Annotated in this window: 19 protein-coding genes; 4 read left to right on the top strand and 15 right to left on the bottom strand. The window is 68.3% G+C overall.

Features of this window, described 5'->3' with window-relative positions; genetic code table 11:
- Positions 1–422, top strand: a 422-nt coding sequence (locus tag ABZS29_RS16125) for a DUF5753 domain-containing protein (protein ID WP_355462511.1), incomplete at its 5' end; no start/stop codon positions are given.
- A 259-nt stretch (positions 423–681) separates the two neighbouring features.
- Here ABZS29_RS16125 and ABZS29_RS16120 read toward each other — a convergent pair.
- The 6 genes from ABZS29_RS16120 to ABZS29_RS16095 all read right to left on the bottom strand — a co-directional run bounded on the left by ABZS29_RS16120 (position 682) and on the right by ABZS29_RS16095 (position 5,276).
- Entirely contained in the window at positions 682–1,551 is an 870-nt protein-coding gene (locus ABZS29_RS16120; RefSeq protein WP_355462509.1) for a helix-turn-helix transcriptional regulator, read from the bottom strand.
- 472 nt (positions 1,552–2,023) lie between these two features.
- On the bottom strand, positions 2,024–2,650 hold the full coding sequence (locus ABZS29_RS16115; protein ID WP_355462507.1) for a DUF2461 domain-containing protein: 627 nt from the start codon (positions 2,648–2,650) through the stop codon (positions 2,024–2,026).
- Between the two features lie 31 nt (positions 2,651–2,681).
- On the bottom strand, positions 2,682–3,320 hold the full coding sequence (locus tag ABZS29_RS16110; protein WP_355462505.1) for a response regulator transcription factor: 639 nt from the start codon (positions 3,318–3,320) through the stop codon (positions 2,682–2,684).
- A gap of 39 nt (positions 3,321–3,359) precedes the next feature.
- Complete coding sequence (locus ABZS29_RS16105) at positions 3,360–4,478, bottom strand: epoxide hydrolase family protein (RefSeq protein WP_355462503.1); 1,119 nt, start codon at positions 4,476–4,478, stop codon at positions 3,360–3,362.
- A 38-nt stretch (positions 4,479–4,516) separates the two neighbouring features.
- A complete protein-coding gene (locus ABZS29_RS16100; protein ID WP_355462501.1) occupies positions 4,517–4,852 on the bottom strand; it encodes a hypothetical protein in 336 nt (111 codons plus the stop codon).
- A gap of 145 nt (positions 4,853–4,997) precedes the next feature.
- Positions 4,998–5,276, bottom strand: coding sequence for a DUF1905 domain-containing protein (locus tag ABZS29_RS16095; RefSeq protein WP_355462500.1), 279 nt, complete (start codon positions 5,274–5,276; stop codon positions 4,998–5,000).
- 66 nt (positions 5,277–5,342) lie between these two features.
- Between ABZS29_RS16095 and ABZS29_RS16090 the strand changes: the two genes are divergently transcribed.
- On the top strand, positions 5,343–5,861 hold the full coding sequence (locus ABZS29_RS16090; protein WP_355462498.1) for a GNAT family N-acetyltransferase: 519 nt from the start codon (positions 5,343–5,345) through the stop codon (positions 5,859–5,861).
- Here ABZS29_RS16090 and ABZS29_RS16085 read toward each other — a convergent pair.
- Together ABZS29_RS16085 and ABZS29_RS16080 are read right to left on the bottom strand one after the other, a co-directional pair.
- Positions 5,800–6,804 carry a cation diffusion facilitator family transporter gene (locus tag ABZS29_RS16085; protein ID WP_355462497.1) on the bottom strand — a complete coding sequence of 335 codons (1,005 nt, stop codon included), beginning with the start codon at positions 6,802–6,804 and terminating at the stop codon, positions 5,800–5,802. The genes ABZS29_RS16090 and ABZS29_RS16085 overlap by 62 nt on opposite strands.
- 1 nt (position 6,805) lies before the next feature.
- Positions 6,806–7,201 (bottom strand): metalloregulator ArsR/SmtB family transcription factor, encoded by a 396-nt coding sequence (locus tag ABZS29_RS16080; protein WP_132403857.1) that lies wholly within the window; start codon positions 7,199–7,201, stop codon positions 6,806–6,808.
- A 105-nt stretch (positions 7,202–7,306) separates the two neighbouring features.
- On the opposite strand from ABZS29_RS16080, the gene ABZS29_RS16075 reads away from it, so the two are divergent.
- Positions 7,307–8,194: an endonuclease/exonuclease/phosphatase family protein gene (locus ABZS29_RS16075; RefSeq protein ID WP_355462495.1), complete on the top strand. Its 888-nt coding sequence runs from the start codon at positions 7,307–7,309 to the stop codon at positions 8,192–8,194.
- A gap of 3 nt (positions 8,195–8,197) precedes the next feature.
- Here the strand turns inward: ABZS29_RS16075 and ABZS29_RS16070 are convergent, their stop codons facing one another.
- The 7 genes from ABZS29_RS16070 to ABZS29_RS16040 form a co-directional block, all read right to left on the bottom strand.
- Positions 8,198–8,827 carry a response regulator transcription factor gene (locus tag ABZS29_RS16070; protein ID WP_355462493.1) on the bottom strand — a complete coding sequence of 210 codons (630 nt, stop codon included), beginning with the start codon at positions 8,825–8,827 and terminating at the stop codon, positions 8,198–8,200.
- Complete coding sequence (locus tag ABZS29_RS16065; RefSeq protein ID WP_355462492.1) at positions 8,824–9,978, bottom strand: histidine kinase; 1,155 nt, start codon at positions 9,976–9,978, stop codon at positions 8,824–8,826. Before ABZS29_RS16065 ends, ABZS29_RS16070 begins: the two co-directional genes overlap by 4 nt.
- A 7-nt stretch (positions 9,979–9,985) precedes the next feature.
- Positions 9,986–10,474, bottom strand: a complete 489-nt coding sequence (locus ABZS29_RS16060; protein ID WP_355462490.1) for a hypothetical protein — start codon at positions 10,472–10,474, stop codon at positions 9,986–9,988.
- Positions 10,475–10,591: 117 nt separating this feature from the next.
- Positions 10,592–11,008, bottom strand: coding sequence for a hypothetical protein (locus ABZS29_RS16055; RefSeq protein WP_355462488.1), 417 nt, complete (start codon positions 11,006–11,008; stop codon positions 10,592–10,594).
- A gap of 20 nt (positions 11,009–11,028) precedes the next feature.
- Positions 11,029–12,627 carry an ABC-F family ATP-binding cassette domain-containing protein gene (locus tag ABZS29_RS16050; protein WP_355462485.1) on the bottom strand — a complete coding sequence of 533 codons (1,599 nt, stop codon included), beginning with the start codon at positions 12,625–12,627 and terminating at the stop codon, positions 11,029–11,031.
- Between the two features lie 277 nt (positions 12,628–12,904).
- Complete coding sequence (locus ABZS29_RS16045; protein WP_355462483.1) at positions 12,905–14,314, bottom strand: HAMP domain-containing sensor histidine kinase; 1,410 nt, start codon at positions 14,312–14,314, stop codon at positions 12,905–12,907.
- A gap of 1 nt (position 14,315) precedes the next feature.
- Positions 14,316–14,999 carry a response regulator transcription factor gene (locus ABZS29_RS16040; protein ID WP_355462481.1) on the bottom strand — a complete coding sequence of 228 codons (684 nt, stop codon included), beginning with the start codon at positions 14,997–14,999 and terminating at the stop codon, positions 14,316–14,318.
- Between the two features lie 166 nt (positions 15,000–15,165).
- Between ABZS29_RS16040 and ABZS29_RS16035 the strand changes: the two genes are divergently transcribed.
- Positions 15,166–16,959: an ABC transporter substrate-binding protein gene (locus ABZS29_RS16035; protein ID WP_355462480.1), complete on the top strand. Its 1,794-nt coding sequence runs from the start codon at positions 15,166–15,168 to the stop codon at positions 16,957–16,959.
- The last annotated feature ends 4 nt before the right edge of the window (positions 16,960–16,963 follow it).

Below are 16,963 nucleotides of genomic sequence, written 5' to 3'. Positions count from 1 at the left end.
AGCGCCGCGTCAACCTGCGAGTCAGCCGCCAGGACGTCCTCACCCGCCCGAGCCCGGTCCGCCTCTGGGCCGTCATCGACGAAGCGGTCCTGCGCTGCCCGATCGGCGGCGTGAAGACGATGATGATGCAGCTCGACCACCTCATCGAGATGAGCCAGCTCCCCAACATCACGCTGCAAGTCATGGGCTTCGGCGCCGGAGGCCACGCCGCCACCGGCGGCGCCTACAGCATCCTCCGCTTCCCCGAGCCCGACCTCGCCGACGTGGTGTATATCGAGCACCTCACCAGCGCCCTCTACCTGGACAAGCTCGAAGACCTCGACCAGTACACCGCCACCATGGAAGCCCTCTGCGTAGCCGCACCCGCGCCGAACAAGACCCGCGACATCCTCGCCGGCATCCGCAAAGACTTCGAAGCCTGACTGTTCTGTTGCGATCCCCCAGTCCCAGGCGGCTGTGGCGGATCGCGGTAGCGAGGTGGAAAGCGGGACGGACACGGGCGACAGGGATCCAGCATGCCCGCCCCGCTGCTCAGGGACCGCTGATCCGTTGAAGGAACGTCTGGTCGTCATGAGACGACCGTACGGATGGCGACCGGCTGGTCACCATCCGAATTTGGGTGGTCGCCAGGGGGCGGCGCTGTACCTATCGGCGTCGAAAATGCGAGGTTGTGGACAACCGCTACTGGGAGCGCAGTCCGGCGATGAGAGAACTCGAATCGCGAGGGCTCAGTGCAGTAGCTCGCAGCCGATCGAAGACGAAGCTGTAGCGGTCGATCTCGGATTCCAGCTCCAGGAAGAGATCTCCGCCCCAACGCTCTTCGTAGATGAGGTCAGGTACGCCGCCGCCGAAGATGAGCCGCGCGAAGGAACCATTCATCCCCGGGTGAGCGCCCTTCTCGAACGGGATGACCTGCAAGGTGACGTTGGGCCGTTCGTTCAACTCCAGGAGCTTGCCGAGCTGGGCGTGCATGATCTCCCGGCTGCCGACGACCCTGTGCAGGGCTGCTTCGTCGACCACCGCCCAGAACTGCAGTGGCTCGCCGGCTGCCGACGACCGCGTCAGGATCGCTTGCCGCTCCATCCGCACCTGGACACGACGTCGTACCGCCTCTTCTTCAATCGGTAGACCGTCGAGCATCGTCGCCCGTGCGTACTCCTCGGTCTGCAACAGACCTGGCACGAGAAGAGTCTCGAAATTGTGAACGGCCTTCGCCTCGGACTCGAAGCTGATGTAGGTCGCGTACCCCTGTGACAGCTCATGCGAATACTCCCGGTACTGCCGCAACCAGCCGGGAGACTTCGCGCCGCGGGCCAGTTCGATGAGCTCGGCCCGCCGCGGCGCGGGGACGTCGTACAGATCGAAGAGCGTTTCCAGGGTGCCGTTATGGGGTTTGGCGTGCCCCTTCTCGAGTCGCCAGAGAGTGCCCTGGTTGACGCCGGTCTGCTCTTCGACCTGCTCGCGGGTCAGTTGAGCATCGGCGCGGAACGCCCTGAGTTCGGCGGCCAGGCGGCGGAGACGAACGGTCGGCGGGCCTGACGATCTCGGCATCTATTCATCGTACGAGTCAGAGCTCTTTGAGGAACTCCAGCAGGGGTGGTGTTGCCGAGGTCGGGTGTTCGGCGGGCGAATCGAGTGGGTGACGGGCGTCCGGGCGTGCGGATCCCAGGGCCATCACAACTGGTTGCTCTCGGCCCGGCCGCCGCGTGGATGTTGGCGGTCGGGGCAGTTGTGATGGCCTGGCGGTCCGGCGTCGATCGCGGCACAGCGCTTCGCGAGACCCGGATCACGAGCCGAGAATGCACGTCTCCGACTGCGCCGCACCTGACGACCGCGCCCTACTCCCGGTTCGTCCCCATCACCGGCACCTGTCGACCACCCGCACTCGCCCCGGCGAGCGTCGCGAGCCGACCGCGAGCGCAGCGAGCAGGCGAGCGAGCGGCAGCGAGCGCGCAAGGGGGTGGGTGGGGCGGACTGCGTAGCACGCGACGGGGGAGCGGGCGTAGTCGGGCCGCGAGGGGAACTAGGTGTTGTCGGTTAGCCAGGTGAGGAGGGGGCGGGTGGCGTGCCAGTCGGCGCGGATGGCGGTGGCCAGGTCTGGGGTGTGGATGATCGGCTCGAAGCCGTAGGACTTGGTGACGGTGAGGGACTTGTGGCGCAACAGCTCGATGCGGGGGTGGTCGGCGTCGTAGCCGCGGGGGCTGGTTTTGAGGCGGTCGCCGCCTACTGTCCAGCCGGCTTTGGTGAGGTCGGCCAGTAGGTCTTCGAGTTGTTTGCCTCGGCGGTCGTCGTCGATGGCGGTGCGGACGCGTGCGAGGCGTTCGGAGTTGGCCTCGTAGAAGCCGGCTGCCACTCGTACCCCGGGGGCCGACACCTCGACGTACCAGCCGGTGGCGGGTGCTAGGTCGATGAACGCGCCCTGGTGCGTCTTGTACGGCGTTTTGTCCTTGGCGAAGCGGACGTCACGATAGGGCCGGAAGAGCTTGGCCTTGCCGAACTCGGCTTCCAGCTCGGCCAGCAACGCGGCCATCGGCGTTCGGACCGACTCCTCGTAGATGTGCTTGTTGGCCGTCCAGTAGGACTTGGTGTTGTCCATCTCGAGGTCGTCGTAGAAGTCCAGCGCTGCCGCCGGGAAGCCGGTGAAACCCATACCGGCAACCCTAGTCCGGCCGTCGGCAGCCTCAGATCCAGCCTGCCCGTTCGGCTTTGCGGACGGCATCGATCCGGGACCGGGCGTGGGTCTTGGTGAGGATGCGGGACAGGTAGTTGCGCACCGTTCCCGCGCTCAGACACAGCTTGCGCGCGATCTCCTGCGCGGTCGCGCCTGTTGTCACCAGTCGCAGCACCTGGCGCTCGCGATCGGTCAGCGGATTGTCGCCGGCCCGTAGTGCGGCCAGCGCCAGCCCCGGATCCAGAACGGTCTCCCCGGACGCCAACTGCCGGATCGCCGTGACCAGCTCGCCGGGCGACGCATCGGTCGCGATCAACCCGATCCGAGGCACCTGGCGAGCCAGTCGCAGGCTCACCGCCGCCGGTAGATCAGGCTCCGACAACACCAGTACGTCGGTCGCCGGCGCGCGCCGGATCACCGTCTCGACCCGCAGGTCGAACTGCGCATCCAACACCAGTACGTCGGGTTGCAGCCGCGCGGTCGCGAGCAGAACCTCGTCGGCGTGCTCGAGCACAGCAACAACATCCAGGTCATCTTCGGTCGCGAACACCGTGGCCAATGCTCCGCGAAGCAATGCGCCCCGGTGTCCGAGCAGCACTCGGATCACCGCCCCGCCCCCCATGGCGCAGCCGATGCCTCGATCGGTCACGCCCGTTTGATGGCCCCCCAGCCCATAGCAGCCACTATTCTAAGAGAGGTCGGCGAAGAAGGCACGGACGTCCCCGACAAAAACGGCCGCCTGCTCCATGGCCGCAAAATGCCCGCCGTGCGGATGACTCGTCCAGCGAACGACATTGTCGGTCCGCTCGACCTTGTGCCGCAGCGGGATGAAGTTCTCGTGCGCGAGGTCGAGCAAGGCGGTCGGCGTGGTCGAGGTCTGATCCCCGTACGACGCGTGCGCGCGCTCGTAGTAGACCCGGCTCGCCGAACCCGCCGTCCTGGTGAGCCAGTAGAGCATCACGTTGGTGAGCAGGTGATCGCGGTCGATCTCGCTCGCCGGATCGCTCCAGGCCGCGAACTTCTCCGCGATCCACGCCAGCTGCCCGACCGGCGAGTCGGTCAGCGCGTAGGCCAGCGTCTGCGGCCGGGTCGACTGCAGTTCGGCGTACCCCTGCTCTTCCTTGGCCCAGGCCTGATACCGGCGCCACGACGCCCAGGTCCGCTCCCGCTCGGCCTCATCGAGTGGCGCGAGCTCCTCGTCCGTCGGTTCCGAGGTCGCGCCGGCCCCGGGAATCAGATTGAGATGTACGCCGATCACCCGCTCCGGGTGGATCCGCCCGAGTTCGCGCGAGATCGCGGCACCCCAGTCGCCGCCCTGAACGCCGTACCGGTCGTAGCCGAGGTCGGCCATCAGCACGGCCCAGGCGCGCGCGATGCGCTGGTACTCCCAGCCGCGGTCGCGGGTCGGGCCGGACAGGCCGAAGCCGGGGATGCTCGGGATGACGAGATGGAACGACTCGAGCAACGGTCCGGCGACCTCGCTGAACTCGATGATCGACCCCGGCCAGCCGTGGGTGAGGATCAGCGGGATCGCATCCGGTGCAGAGGAGCGCAGGTGGGCGAAGTGCACGCGGGCGCCGTCGATCGTGGTGGTGAACTGCGGCCACTCGTTCAGCCGGGCCTCGGCTGCTCGCCAGTCGTAGGTGTCCCGCCAGTACGCGACCAGGTCCTGCAGATACCCCAGCGGTACGCCGTACTCCCAGCCGACGCCCGGGATCTCGTCCGGCCATCGGACCAGGTCGAGTCGGGTCCGCAGATCAGCCAGGTCGGTGTCCGGCACAGCGAGCCGGAAGGGTTCGATAGTCATCCCCCACAGCTTCGCGCTACCGGGCGCAGCCCGCACCCTTATTTAGCTGCGTGTGCGCGAGCCGCGAGCATCTTGACGGCCACCGCGGCCGCCAGCATCAGCGCGCCGGCAGCGATCACCACCGTGACCAGCGTGCCCGCAGTGCTGAGTGCGCTGTCGCAGGTCATCGGCGTGATGCCGCCTGCGGTGCGGAAGGCCGAGCCGCAATTGGTCCCGCTCGACGACACCGAGCGGAAGCCGAGCGCGACTCCACCGATCATCACCACGACCCCGGCGACGACCAGCACCCTGTTCAGCGCCGTCACGATGTCCGCTCCGACGCGTCCGGGCAGGCCGACGGCACCGCACACGAGCCCCGTTGCACGTTCCTTCACCCCACATCTCGACGGACCACCCGACCCGAACTTACGGTCCGGACCGGATGAACCACAGTCGAGGAGGCTGTCAGCGGCGATTCTTCACAGAGTCCTTACTCAGAACATGACAGATTGTGACCATCGCCACGAGATGCTGGCCGGTTCAGAGCCGCTCCGTGAGGTGCACGGTGATCTCGTCACCGGGGTTTTTCGCCAAAAGGGCGCGGAGATCCGCCTTCACCGGCAGCTTGTGGGTGCCGTCACCCAGCGCCATGAACGAGCTCTCGAACGGGTGTCCGTCCATCGTCCCGCGCACCTTCACCAGCCCACGGGTGCCGAAGTACTCCGCCGATCCCGGCAGCTGCACGTAGGTCCAGCCGCCCTTGGCCGGGCTCTTCAGCAGCGGTGCGGTGAAGGTCTTGTCCAGCTTCTGTGCGCTCATGGTGAGCTCCTCTCTCCACCCCTTGGTAGAGACTGACAGAGCGTTTTCGACATCTATCCTGACAACGTGCAGATCACGATGCGGCCAGGCGGCGCGAGCGACGTACCGGCAGTGCTCGCCCTGCTCGACGGAGCGACCGAGTGGCTGGTCGCGCAGGGCCGCACCGACCAGTGGGGCACCCAGCCGCACTCGACCAGCCCGTGGCGGATCGGACAGATCTCCGGGTACGCCGCCGAGGGCGGCCTCTGGATCGCGGAGTACGACGGCCGCCTGGTCGGCGCGCTGGCCATCGGAGAGGCCAAGCCGCCGGTACCGCCGGCCGCGGAACCCGAGGTCTTCGTGCGGCTGCTCGTCACCGACCGCGCGCTGACCGGCCACGGCCTGGGCGGCGTACTGCTCGACCATGCGCGCGAGCTGGCCCGGGAGGCCGACGTGAAGGTTGTCCGGCTCGACTGCTTCGCGGGCAACGACGGGGCGTTGATCCGGTACTACGAATCGCAGGGCTTCACGCGCGATGTGAGCTTCAGTGTGCAGCGGGAGAATGCCCCGGACTGGCCAGGTCAGGTCCTCGTCCAGCGTCTGTGATCGAGCGGTGCACGGTGCCATGCGCGTCCGAGCAGTGCGCGGCGATGTCGCTGTCGCTGGCGTGGTCGACCTGCAGCGTCGAATGAGTCAGCGAGTGGCGCTCGGCCAGTAGCGTCTCGATCTTCACGCGGATCTGGTGACAGTCCAGGCCTTCGGCAACCATCACGTGCGCCGAGGCCGCCGGCTCACCGGAGGTGATCTCCCAGACGTGCAGGTCGTGCACCTCGACGACGCCCTCGATCGCGCACAGCTCGGCGCCAAGCGCCTGCGGGTCGATCGCGGCCGGGGCCGCCTCGAGGAAGATCCGGCCTGAGTCACGCACCAGCGAGACACCGGCCTTCAGCATCAGCGCAGCGACGACCAGCGCGGCGATGGCGTCCGCCCGGGCGAAGCCGGTCAGCAGCACCACCAGACCGGCGAGCGCGGTCGCGATGAACGCGAACAGGTCGTTGAGGATGTGCTGGAAGGCGCCTTCGACATTCAGGCTGGAACGGTTGGCCTTGCTGATCAGCCAGGTGGCGAACAGGTTCACGACAATGCCGACCACACCGGTGATCAGGACGAGCGCGCCCTTCACTTCCGGCGGGTGGATCATCCGGTTCACGGCCTCGTAGACGAAGTACGCCGCGAGCAGCAGCAGGGTGATCCCGTTCGCCTGGGCGGACAGGATCTCGACCCGCTTGAACCCGTAGGTGAAGCCACCGGCCGGCGGCTTCGCGGAGAGCCGGATCGCGACCAGCGCGAGCACGATCGCGATCGCATCGGTCAGCATGTGCGCGGCGTCGGTGATCAGCGCCAGCGAACCGGCCGCGAACCCGACCACCACCTCGGCCAGCATGAAGCCGACAATCAGCGCCAATGCACCGCTCAGCAACTTCCGGTCCGCGTTGCCACTGACCGCATGGCCGTGCCCGTGACCGTGGCCGTGCCCCGCTTCAGCCATCTCAGCGCTCCGGGTGGATGGCGTCGGTGTGCTCGGTGTGCGCGACCGCGAGGTCGACCAGCATCCGCACGTGCGCGTCGTCGAGCCGGTAGAACGCGTTCCGCCCATCCCGCCGTACGGCGACCACCCGGTGCGCACGGAGCAGCCGCAGCGCATGCGAGGTCGCCGACTCGCTGAGGCCGGTGACCGCGGCCAGATCGCAGACGCAGAGCTCACCGTCGAGCAGCGCGACCAGCAACTTCAGCCGGCGCGGATCACCGAGCAGACTGAAGACGTCGGCGGTGTCGACGATGTCGTCCTCGGCCGGCATCCGCGCGTTGACGCTCGTGACGCGCTCGGGATCGACGAGCCGGACCGCACATTCGTCCAGACCCTGCACATCTGCAGAACTGTTCATATGTCGAGGCTAACCCATGAGGGGACTCGGTGAGAAATACACGGGGTGATGAATTCCTCGGTAGGCTACTGACCACGCCCTCTCCCCCGCCCCAGGAGCAGCCTCATGCGTCGTCTCGTTGCCGTCCTGTCTGCCTTTCTGATGCTCGCCACCGCCGCACCCGCGACCGCGGCCGGCACCACCGCGACGTACAACGTCTGGAGCTGGAACGTGGCCGGCTGGGCGATGCACAAGGCGTCGATCAGCAACGGGATGGTGAGCGGCGCGGTCTCCTCGATCCAGGCGCGGGGAGCGCAGTTCGTGGCGCTGAACGAGATCTGCTGGCAGCAGTACAAGGAGATCCAGAGCAGGCTCGCGGCGGCCGGGTGGCCGCAGGACACGACGAACTTCTCCCGGTTCGCCGAACAGCGCGCCGATGTCTGCAACGGGGAAGCCTTCGGCGAGGCGATCTTCAGCAAGTTCCCGCTGGGGACGGCCCAGAAGGTGCTGCTCCCCCAGGACGAGACCAAGGAGCAGCGCCAACTGCTGTGCGCGCCACTGGTCGCGCGGCCGCAACTGCGCTTCTGCACGGCGCACATCACGCCGTACAGCACGAATGTCCAGCAGTTGCAGAAGGTGCTGTCCTTGCTGGAGCAGCAGAACGCGAACGGCGACACCACGCTGATCGCCGGTGACTTCAACGCCCAGCCGAGCTGGGGGCGCCTCGACGACTGGTACGACGCCGCGCTGGTGACCGACGTCAACAAGCAGAACCGCGGCCAGTACCGCGAACTCGACGACCTGGACCCGATCTGCCCCGGCTACGGCGAGAAGACCACCGAGAACAACACCGAAGGGTGCGCGGGCCAATCGAAGAAGATCGACCTGATCTTCGTCCGCAAGAACCACCTCACCGGCCCCTACACCGAAGACTCCCTCGCCATCGCCCAGAACTGCGCCGGCCCCTGCTCCGACCACCGCATCATCGTCGGCACCGTCACCATCGACCGGTGACCGTCAGGCCAGGCCGAGGCGGTAGGCGTAGGCGACTGCTTGGGCTCGGTCGCGGAGATTGGCCTTGGCGAAGAGGTGGTTGATGTGGGTCTTCACGGTCGCCTCGCTGACGACCAGGCGGCGGGCGATCTCGGTGTTCGAGAGTCCTTCGGCGATCAGGCGCAGTACGTCGAGTTCGCGCGGAGTCAGCCCGGTGCCGGGCGGCTTCGGGGGCGTCGTGGCGCCTTCGATCAGGCGGCGCTGGACGTCGGCGTCGAGGATGGACTGACCGGCGGCGGCCGCCTCGATCGCGCGACCGATCGACTCCGCGTCGGCGTCCTTGGTGAGGAAGCCGCGCGCACCCGCGCGGAGCGCGGACAGCACCGAGTCGTCGTCGCTGTACGTCGTGAGCACGACGACCTCTGTCCCGGGATACTCGGCCCGGACCTGACGGGTCGCTTCGACACCATCGACGTTCGGCATCCGCAGGTCGACCAGCAGCACGTCCGGGTTGTGCTCGGCAACCAACTCGACCGCCTCCGCACCGTCGGACGCGGCCGCGACCACATCGATCCCGGGCAGCAGTTTCAGCAACGTCACCAGACCGTCGCGAACCACCCGCTGGTCGTCGGCGACCACCACCCGCACACTCATCCCGGCACCTTCAGCTCGACTCGCCAGCCGTCCGCGACCGGCCCGGCCTCCAGCGACCCACCCAGCAGCTCGGCCCGCTCGCGCATCCCGACCAGACCGTAGCCGCCCGGCGCTGCGCGCTCCGGGCGCCTTCCCGGCCGGTCCGCCACGGTCAGCCGCACACCGTCGCCGTACTCGAGTCTCACCGCTACCGGCGCGCCCACCGCGTGCTTGCGGGTGTTGGCCAGCGCCTCCTGCAAGGTCCGGTACAGGGCGTTCATCACCTCGGCCGGCAGCTCCCGCGCCGTACCGGAGGTCTCGAAGGTTGCCGTGGCGCCGCTCTCCAGCCGGTACGTCGTGACCAGGTCGGCGAGCGCTCGCTCGTCCGGCACCGAGTCCTCGCGCAATGCCGCGACCGCCCGGCGCGCCTCGGCCAGTCCTTCGGCCGCCAGGTCCTGCGCCCGCGTCACCTGCTCGATCGCCTCCGGCGAAGCACCGTCGCGAACCAGCATCAACCGCGCGCCCTGCAGATTCAGCGACAACCCCGCGAGCGAATGCGCCAGTACGTCGTGCACGTCCCGCGCGATGCGCGCCCGCTCGGCCAGTGCGGCAGCTCGCCCGTGTTCCTCGAGCGCGGTCTGCTTGCGGGCCAGCGAGACCTCGAGTTCTTCCCGCTGGGTCTCGCGATTGCGCCGGTTGGTCGATGCGAGCACCAACGCCACCACGCTGAAGACCACGCCGAGTACGGCGCCGACCGAGTGGGTGCCGAGGTAGAACGGAACGCTCGCTCCGAGCGTTCCGATTCCCACCGCCACCCATTCGGCCGGCCCGGGCCGGTGGTAGCGGACCGCGATCCGTGTCACCCAGTACGGAAGCGCGATCAGCGCACTTCCCGGAAGTGCGAACCAGAGCAGCGAGCCGGCGACCGCGAAGACCAGCAAGGCGATCACCGCGCGGCCGAGCGGTTCACCGTCGCGCAGGACGACCAGCCAGCCGTTGCTGATGACAACGATCACGGCGAGCGCGACGATCACCGGATCCGGCAGCCGGCGTACGTCGCTGCCGCCGTAGCTGGTGACGACGGTGAACACGACCAGCAGACTCGGTAGCGCGCGCAGGAACAGGGCCGGGCCGGGGAGGCGCCGTACCTGGTCCTGAAGCGTCAGTTGCACAGTCTCATCATGCCTGCTGCGTGGCCAGCGGGATGTGCTGGTTCTGGGCTCGCTGGTAGACGGTCGCGCTCTGCGCGGCGATCGTCAGGCCGATGGTGAAGACGAGCGATGCCTGACTCACGGGGTTGTGCGGCCACAGCGCCTGGGACGCGAACGCACCGGCGACCCGGAGTGCGATCGTGAGCAGCCACAGCAGGAGCGTCGCAGTGGTGCCCTTCTGCCACAGACCCTCCGGAGTCCGGGTCAGCCGCAGGCTGGCGCCGCGAGCCACCCCGAACCCGAGCAGCAGAACACAGTCCAGCAGCAGGAACGCGAGCTCCCCGACCGACGCCTGGTGAAGCACCGGCCACAGCGAGAACAGCCCGAGGGCGAGCAGCGCGCCCGGTAGTACGAACAACGAGCGCTGCGTGACCAGTGAGCCGACGAGCTGCCGCCCGACCACCCGCACCAGCACGAAGCCCGCCACCAAGACCGCCAGTACGACGTGGGCCGACATGTGAGGATCCCTTCCGAGGAGTTTTCGTTGCCTCCAATCTCCTCGGAAAGGACCCGGCCGACGTCAGCCCACAGTTCGCTCCCAGGTGGAACCTCCACCTCAACCCTGGGGTTGAGATCAGGGCGTGAACCGGAACGGAGCGGTCACTTGGCCAGCGCAGATCGCGTCGGCAGCCTCGTCGGTCTGCTGCAGGACGGCGACCCGAGCCGCGTAGCTGGTCCAGGTAGGAGCTTGGCGGCCGTTGACGGAGTCCGGACCCAGAGCACGCTGAGCTTGTAGGTGGGCGACCCCGTCGGGGCCGGTGCTGGCGGCTCCGAGGAGGACGCCGTTGGGTCCTTGGGCGAAGAACTCGATCTTGGCACCGACCACGGGGTTGCCGTCGTCGGTCAGTCGGGCGGCCAGTGAGAGGTCGACCGTCGGTCGGCCGTGCCCGTTGACTGTCACCGGATCCACCGACAGTTCGGCGGCACACCCGGCACCGCAGCCGGTCGGCGACGCCAGCACGAGGGCCAGCGTCGCCAGTCGCTTCATCACGCGCCGAAGCTATCCGACCATCAGGCCAACGAGACCAGCGACAGGTAGTCGTCGGACCAGAGGTCCTCGTCGGCGTCGGGGAGGATGAGGACTCGGTCGGGGCGGAGGGCTTCGATGGCGCCTTCGTCGTGGGTGACCATGACGATCGCGCCGGGGTAGCTGCCGACCGCGCCGAGGACCTCGTCGCGGGAGGCGGGGTCCAGGTTGTTGGTCGGCTCGTCGAGGAGCAGGACGTTGGCGCCGGAGTGCACCAGGCCGGCCAGGGCGAGCCGGGTCTTCTCGCCGCCGGAGAGGACACCGGCCGGCTTGTCGACGTCGTCACCGCTGAACAGGAACGAGCCGAGCACGTTGCGGACCTCGCCATCGGTCAGGCCGGGCGCGACCGCCGCCAGGTTCTGCCGGACCGTACCGGCCAGGTCGAGAGTGTCGTGCTCCTGCGCGAAGTAGCCGAGCCGCAGACCATGTCCCGGTACGACGCGACCCGCGTCCGGCTCCTCCCGCCCGGCGAGCAGCCGCAGCAGCGTGGTCTTGCCCGCGCCGTTGAGGCCCAGTACGACGACCCTGCTCCCCCGGTCGATCGCCAGGTCGACGCCGTCGAGCACCTGCAGAGCGCCGTACGCCTTCTTGAGGCCGTGCGCGGTGAGTGGCGTCTTGCCGGACGGCACCGGTTCGGGCAGGCGGATCTTCGCCACCCGGTCGGTACGGCGTACCGGCTCCAGGCCCGAGAGGAGTTTGTCGGCGCGCCGAGCCATGTTGCGTGCGGCAACGGTTGTGTTGGCGCCGGCCATCATCTTGCGGGACTGGGCGTGCAGGGTTGCCGCCTTGCGTTCGGCGGTCGCGCGCTCCCGCGTCCGGCGCCGCTCGTCGAGCTCGAGTTGCTGCAGGTACTTGTTCCAGCCGGTGTTGTGGACGTCGATCGTGGTCCGCTGCGGATCCAGGTGGAACACCCGGTTGACCGTTGCCTTGAGCAACTCTCGGTCGTGGCTGATCACGATCAGCCCGCCCGGGTAGCCGAGCAGGAACGACCGCAACCACAGCACCGAGTCCGCATCCAGGTGGTTGGTGGGCTCGTCGAGCAGCAATGTGTCGTGCTGTGCGAACAAGATCCGGGCCAGCTCGACGCGACGGCGCTGCCCGCCGGACAGCTCGCCCACCGGCTGCTCCAAGGCACGCACCGGCAGGCCGACGCCTCCGGCGAGCCGGGCCGCCTCGGCTTCGGCGGCATAGCCACCACCGGCCTGGAACCGCGTCTCAGCACGCGCGTACGCCGCCATTGCGCGCTCGAGCGCCGTACCGGTCGAGGTGCTCATGGCGGCCTCGGCCTTGCGCAGGTCGTGGATGGCCGTGTCGAGGCCACGGGCGGACAGGATCCGGTCCGTGACCGTCGTTTCGGGGTCAGCTGCCCGCGGGTCCTGTGCCAGGTAGCCGACCGAGCCGGAGACCGTGATGGTCCCAGCCGCCGGACGTTCTTCCCCGGCGAGCGTCTTCAGCAAGGTGGTCTTGCCGGCGCCGTTGCGGCCGACAAGCCCGACCCGGTCCCCCGGGCCGACGTGGAAGGCGAGGTCGGACAGCAGCAGACGGGCGCCGGCGCGAAGATCTACACCACTGACGGTGATCATGACTGTAACTCTCTGTGATGGTAAGCGAACACACTTCTGGTGCGGAAGCGGGTTGCGTACCTAGACACAGAGGCAAGTAGCCATGCCGCCAGAGTAGACGCGCACCTTGTGCACGCACCAACCAATTTCCACCCGCCGCGGCAGTCGACGGGTGCTCAAGGTCGGCGCCACAGCTCACCACCGCGCCGTACGACGTTGTGCACGGCTCAACCACCATTCGCGGCGACGCGTGGTTGAGGGGTGCTCAAGGTGGTGGGGCGGGGAGGGGGCGCGAGGGTTACTTGGCGGGGAGTTCGATGACGAAGCGGGCGCCGCCGGCGGGGTTGCCGGTGACGTGGATGGTGCCTTGGTGCCACATGACGTGGCGGGCGACGATCGCGAGGCCCAGGCCGACGCCGCGGCCGCGGCCGCTGGTCTCGCCGCGGCCGAAGCGTTCGAAGATGCGGTTGCGGTCTTCGGGGGCGATGCCGGGGCCGGCGTCGTCGACGGTGATGACGACGCCGAGGCCGCCGGGGGCGACGGTGACGCCCTTGCAGCCGCCGGCGTGGTCCTCGGCGTTCTCGACCAGGTTCGCGATGACGCGTTCGAGGCGGCGTTTGTCGGCCTGCATGACCAGGAACTCGGCGCGTGGTTCGACCGTGGTGATCGCTCGGCCCGCGGTCGCGTCGGCGGCCGCGCGGACCAGGTCGGCGATCCGGACGATCTCGCGGCTGCCGCGGTCGCCGCCGTCGTCGCGAGAGATCTCGAGCAGGTCGATCACCAGCCGTCGGAACCGATCGAGGTCGTCGCCGAGCAGGTCGACCGGCTCGCGGACGGCCTCGGGCAGTTCACCGCGATGGTTCTGGATCAGCTGCATCGAGTTCAGCATCGTCATCAGCGGTGTCCGCAACTCGTGGCTGACATCGCCGGCGAACCGGGCGTCGGCCGCGACTCGGCGTTCCAGGTTGGCCGCGGTCTGGTTGAACGAACGCGCCAGCCCGCCGAGGTCGTGGTCGTTCTCGGCTTCGAGCCGCGCATCCAGCCGGCCGCGCGCGACGGCGTCCGCCACCTTGGTCAGCTCGGCCAGCGGCCGGAGCGCGAGCGTACTCGCGAGCCGCCCGACCGCGAGCCCGATCAGCAGGGTCGCGATCGTCGCGGCGATCAGCGTGAGCCGCAGCGTCTGCAGGGTGTCGTCCAGACCCGCCAACGGATGCCACTCGAAGAGAGCATTTCCCGGCTGTTCCAGCGGAACGCCGACCGCGAGCACCCGCTGACCGCTGACGACGATGCGCTGATCGGCCGTCGCTCCCGTCCGGGCCGACTGGATCAGGTCCTGCGGCAGGTCCTCCGGCCGGCCGGTCAGCGAATACCAGGTGCCATCGACATAGACCATCGAGGCGGCCGAATCACTTGTCGGCAAGCTGTTCACCACATCCATCACCGTCACGCCCGGACGAGGCTCGGCCGGAACACACTCGGCGCGCAGCCGGGCCGGCGTGCACGGCGCCGGAGCGCCGTACAGGCCGAAGCGGAAAGCGGCCGCGTTGTCGGAGGTCTGGTTGATCGCGGACTCGCGGCGCTGCTCGGTCAGGTAGTTCGACACGATGCTCCACGTGACGATCGCGAGCACCGCGGAGAGTCCGAGCGCGAGCAGCCCGTAGGCGATCGTCACCCGCCCCCGCAGACTCGTGCCGCCCAGAAGCCGCAACTCAGTTCACCAGTCGGTAGCCGAGGCCGCGGGCGGTGACGAGGTGTTTGGGGCTGGCCGGATCGTGCTCGACCTTGAGGCGGAGCCGGCGGATGTGGACATCGACGATGCGGCTGTCGCCGAAGTAGCCGTAGCCCCACACCTTGGACAGCAACTGCTCGCGCGACAGCACGCGCCCCTCCGCACCGGCCAGCTCCGCGAGCAGCTTGAACTCGGTCCGCGTCAACGGCAGCACGGTGTCGCCGCGGGTCACCTCGGCCCCCGGTATGTCGATGGTCAGATCGCCAACGACCAGTACGTCGGGCTGCCGCGCGTTGGCAGGCTCGACCCGGCGCAGCAGCGCGCGGATCCGCGCGGAGAGCTCCTTGGCGACCAGCGGTTTGGTCACGTAGTCGTCCGCGCCCGCCTCCAGCCCGGCGACCACGTCGTGGCTGTCGGTCCGTGCGGTCACCATGATCACCGGTACGTCGCTGGTCCGCCGGATCTCCCGGCAGACGGTGAAGCCGTCCCGGTCCGGCAGCATGATGTCGAGCAGCACCACGTCCGGCGGCTGGCGGCGCAACGCCGCGAGCGCGTCGAAGCCGTTGGCCGCCTCAGCGACCTCGTAGCCCTCGTCTTCCAGGGCGAGCCGCAGTACCCGGCGGATGCGGGGCTCGTCGTCGACCAGCAACAGGCTGTGTGCCACGCACCCAGTGTCGCTCACCAGCGGTCCGCACGGCGGTTACGGCTGTCATGAATCCGTCATGTTCGCCCCGGAGCCAAATGACAACTCTTTGACGCTTCGGTGATCGCGGTTCCGGCTGGGTCCGCAAAGCCTAACTTCGGGCCACCAGACGCAATCAGGAGGATCCATGGCCAGACGATGGCTGGCGGCAGTATCCCTTGCCGCTGTGGCGAGCTTGACGCTCGCCGCCTGCAACAGTAACGGCACGTCGCCGACGGGCTCTGGCGGCACAGCCGGTACGCCGGTCAGCGGCGGAACGCTGAACATGCTCGGCGTCCAGGACGTCGACTACATGGATCCGAATATCAGCTACTACTCCGTCGGCTATCTGAGCCTGCGGCTGTGGAGCCGCCAGCTGTTCACCTACCCGGCCGACCCGAACGGCAAGAACACCTCGCCGGTCCCGGACATCGCGCCGGAGATCCCGACCACCGCGAACGGCGGGATCAGCGCGGACGGCAAGACGTACACGATCAAGATCCGCCCGGGCGTGAAGTGGGGAACGACGCCGGCCCGCCAGGTCACCGCGGCCGACGTGGTCCGGGGGTTCAAGCGGACCGCCAACCCGGTCCAGCCGTTCGGCGGTACGCCGGACTTCGCCGAACTGATCGACGGCTACCAGAAGTTCGCCGACGGGTTCGCGAAGGCGCCGAAGACCGTCGCCGGGATCCAGGCCTACATCGACAAGACGCCGCTGCCCGGGGTCGAGGCGAAGGACGACAGCACGGTCGTCTTCCACCTCACTCAACCGGCCAGCTACTTCGTCGACATGCTCACGCTGCCGGCGCTGTCGCCGGCTCCGGTCGAGGCGCTGAAGTACCTCCCGGCCAGCACCGAGCTCGGCAACAACTTCCCGTCCGACGGGCCGTACAAGGTCGACTCCTGGGTGCCGAGCAAGTCGATCAACTACTCCCGCAACCCCGCGTGGGACCCGGCCAGCGACCCGGTCCGCAAGGCGTACGTCGACAAGGTCGTGGTCACGCAAGGCCTGACCCAGGACTCGATCCAGCAGCAGCTGCAGACCGGTACGCCGAACGCCGACATGGAGTTCGATGTCGCGCCGCCGCCGTCCCAGCTGCCGGCGCTGCAGGCGAAGAAGGACCCGAACCTGCAGATCGGTGACACCGCGGGCTCCAACCCGTACGTCATCTACAACACGGTCTCGCCGAACAACAACAAGGCGCTGGCGAACCCGAAGGTCCGCCAAGCGATCAGCTACGCGATCAACCGCGACCACATCCTGCAGGTGCTCGGCGGCAAGACACTCGCCCCGCCGCTGACCCACGTGCTGCCCGACGTCATCGTCGGCTCGAAGCAGATCGACCCGTATCCGTACGACCCGGACAAGGCCAAGCAGTTGCTCGCCGAGGCCGGCTTCCCGAACCTGACGCTGAAGTTCCTGTACCGCAACGCGTCCGAGGGCAGTAGCAAGTCGTTCCAGACGATCCAGCAGGACCTGACCAAGGCCGGGATCACGGTGACCGGCGTACCGTCGCCGAACTCGGACTTCTACGTGAAGTACCTGCAGGTGCCGAGTGTCGCTCAGAAGGGTGTCTGGGACATCTCGCTGGCCGGCTGGGGTGCGGACTGGTACGGCAACGCGGCACTGTCGTTCTTCAAGCCGCTGTTCTACGGCAAGAAGGCGTTCCCGCCGGTCGGCAGCAACTTCGGCCTGTACGACGACGCCGAGACGAACACGCTGATCCAGCAAGCGGCCGCCGCGCAGACGCAGGACGAGGCAGCCGAGCTGTGGGCCAAGGCCGACGCCCGGGTGATGGACCAGGCGCCGTTCTTCCCGCTCACCAACAACAAGCAGGCGAACTACCACGCGGCCCAGGTTCAGAACGCGGTCTACGTGCCCTCCCTGCAGAACTTCGACCCTGCCAACGTCTGGCTCTCCAAGGACAAGCAGGGCGGCTGACCTC

This window comes from Kribbella sp. NPDC005582 (genome assembly GCF_040605415.1).
Taxonomy (GTDB): Bacteria; Actinomycetota; Actinomycetes; order Propionibacteriales; family Kribbellaceae; genus Kribbella.
The sequence above is the reverse complement of the archived record's forward strand: the minus strand, read 5'-3'. Positions and strand labels throughout refer to the sequence as shown.

Excerpts from the sequence above, each read along its gene's own strand:
- ABZS29_RS16085 (WP_355462497.1), bottom strand. The coding sequence starts at position 6,804 with ATGGCTGAAGCGGGGCACGGCCACGGTCACGGGCACGGCCATGCGGTC.
- ABZS29_RS16070 (WP_355462493.1), bottom strand. The coding sequence starts at position 8,827 with ATGAGTGTGCGGGTGGTGGTCGCCGACGACCAGCGGGTGGTTCGCGAC.
- ABZS29_RS16120 (WP_355462509.1), bottom strand. The coding sequence starts at position 1,551 with ATGCCGAGATCGTCAGGCCCGCCGACCGTTCGTCTCCGCCGCCTGGCC.
- ABZS29_RS16035 (WP_355462480.1), top strand. The coding sequence starts at position 15,166 with ATGGCCAGACGATGGCTGGCGGCAGTATCCCTTGCCGCTGTGGCGAGC.
- ABZS29_RS16060 (WP_355462490.1), bottom strand. The coding sequence starts at position 10,474 with ATGTCGGCCCACGTCGTACTGGCGGTCTTGGTGGCGGGCTTCGTGCTG.
- ABZS29_RS16075 (WP_355462495.1), top strand. The coding sequence starts at position 7,307 with ATGCGTCGTCTCGTTGCCGTCCTGTCTGCCTTTCTGATGCTCGCCACC.
- ABZS29_RS16115 (WP_355462507.1), bottom strand. The coding sequence starts at position 2,650 with ATGGGTTTCACCGGCTTCCCGGCGGCAGCGCTGGACTTCTACGACGAC.
- ABZS29_RS16095 (WP_355462500.1), bottom strand. The coding sequence starts at position 5,276 with ATGAGCGCACAGAAGCTGGACAAGACCTTCACCGCACCGCTGCTGAAG.
- ABZS29_RS16050 (WP_355462485.1), bottom strand. The coding sequence starts at position 12,627 with ATGATCACCGTCAGTGGTGTAGATCTTCGCGCCGGCGCCCGTCTGCTG.
- ABZS29_RS16105 (WP_355462503.1), bottom strand. The coding sequence starts at position 4,478 with ATGACTATCGAACCCTTCCGGCTCGCTGTGCCGGACACCGACCTGGCT.
- ABZS29_RS16080 (WP_132403857.1), bottom strand. The coding sequence starts at position 7,201 with ATGAACAGTTCTGCAGATGTGCAGGGTCTGGACGAATGTGCGGTCCGG.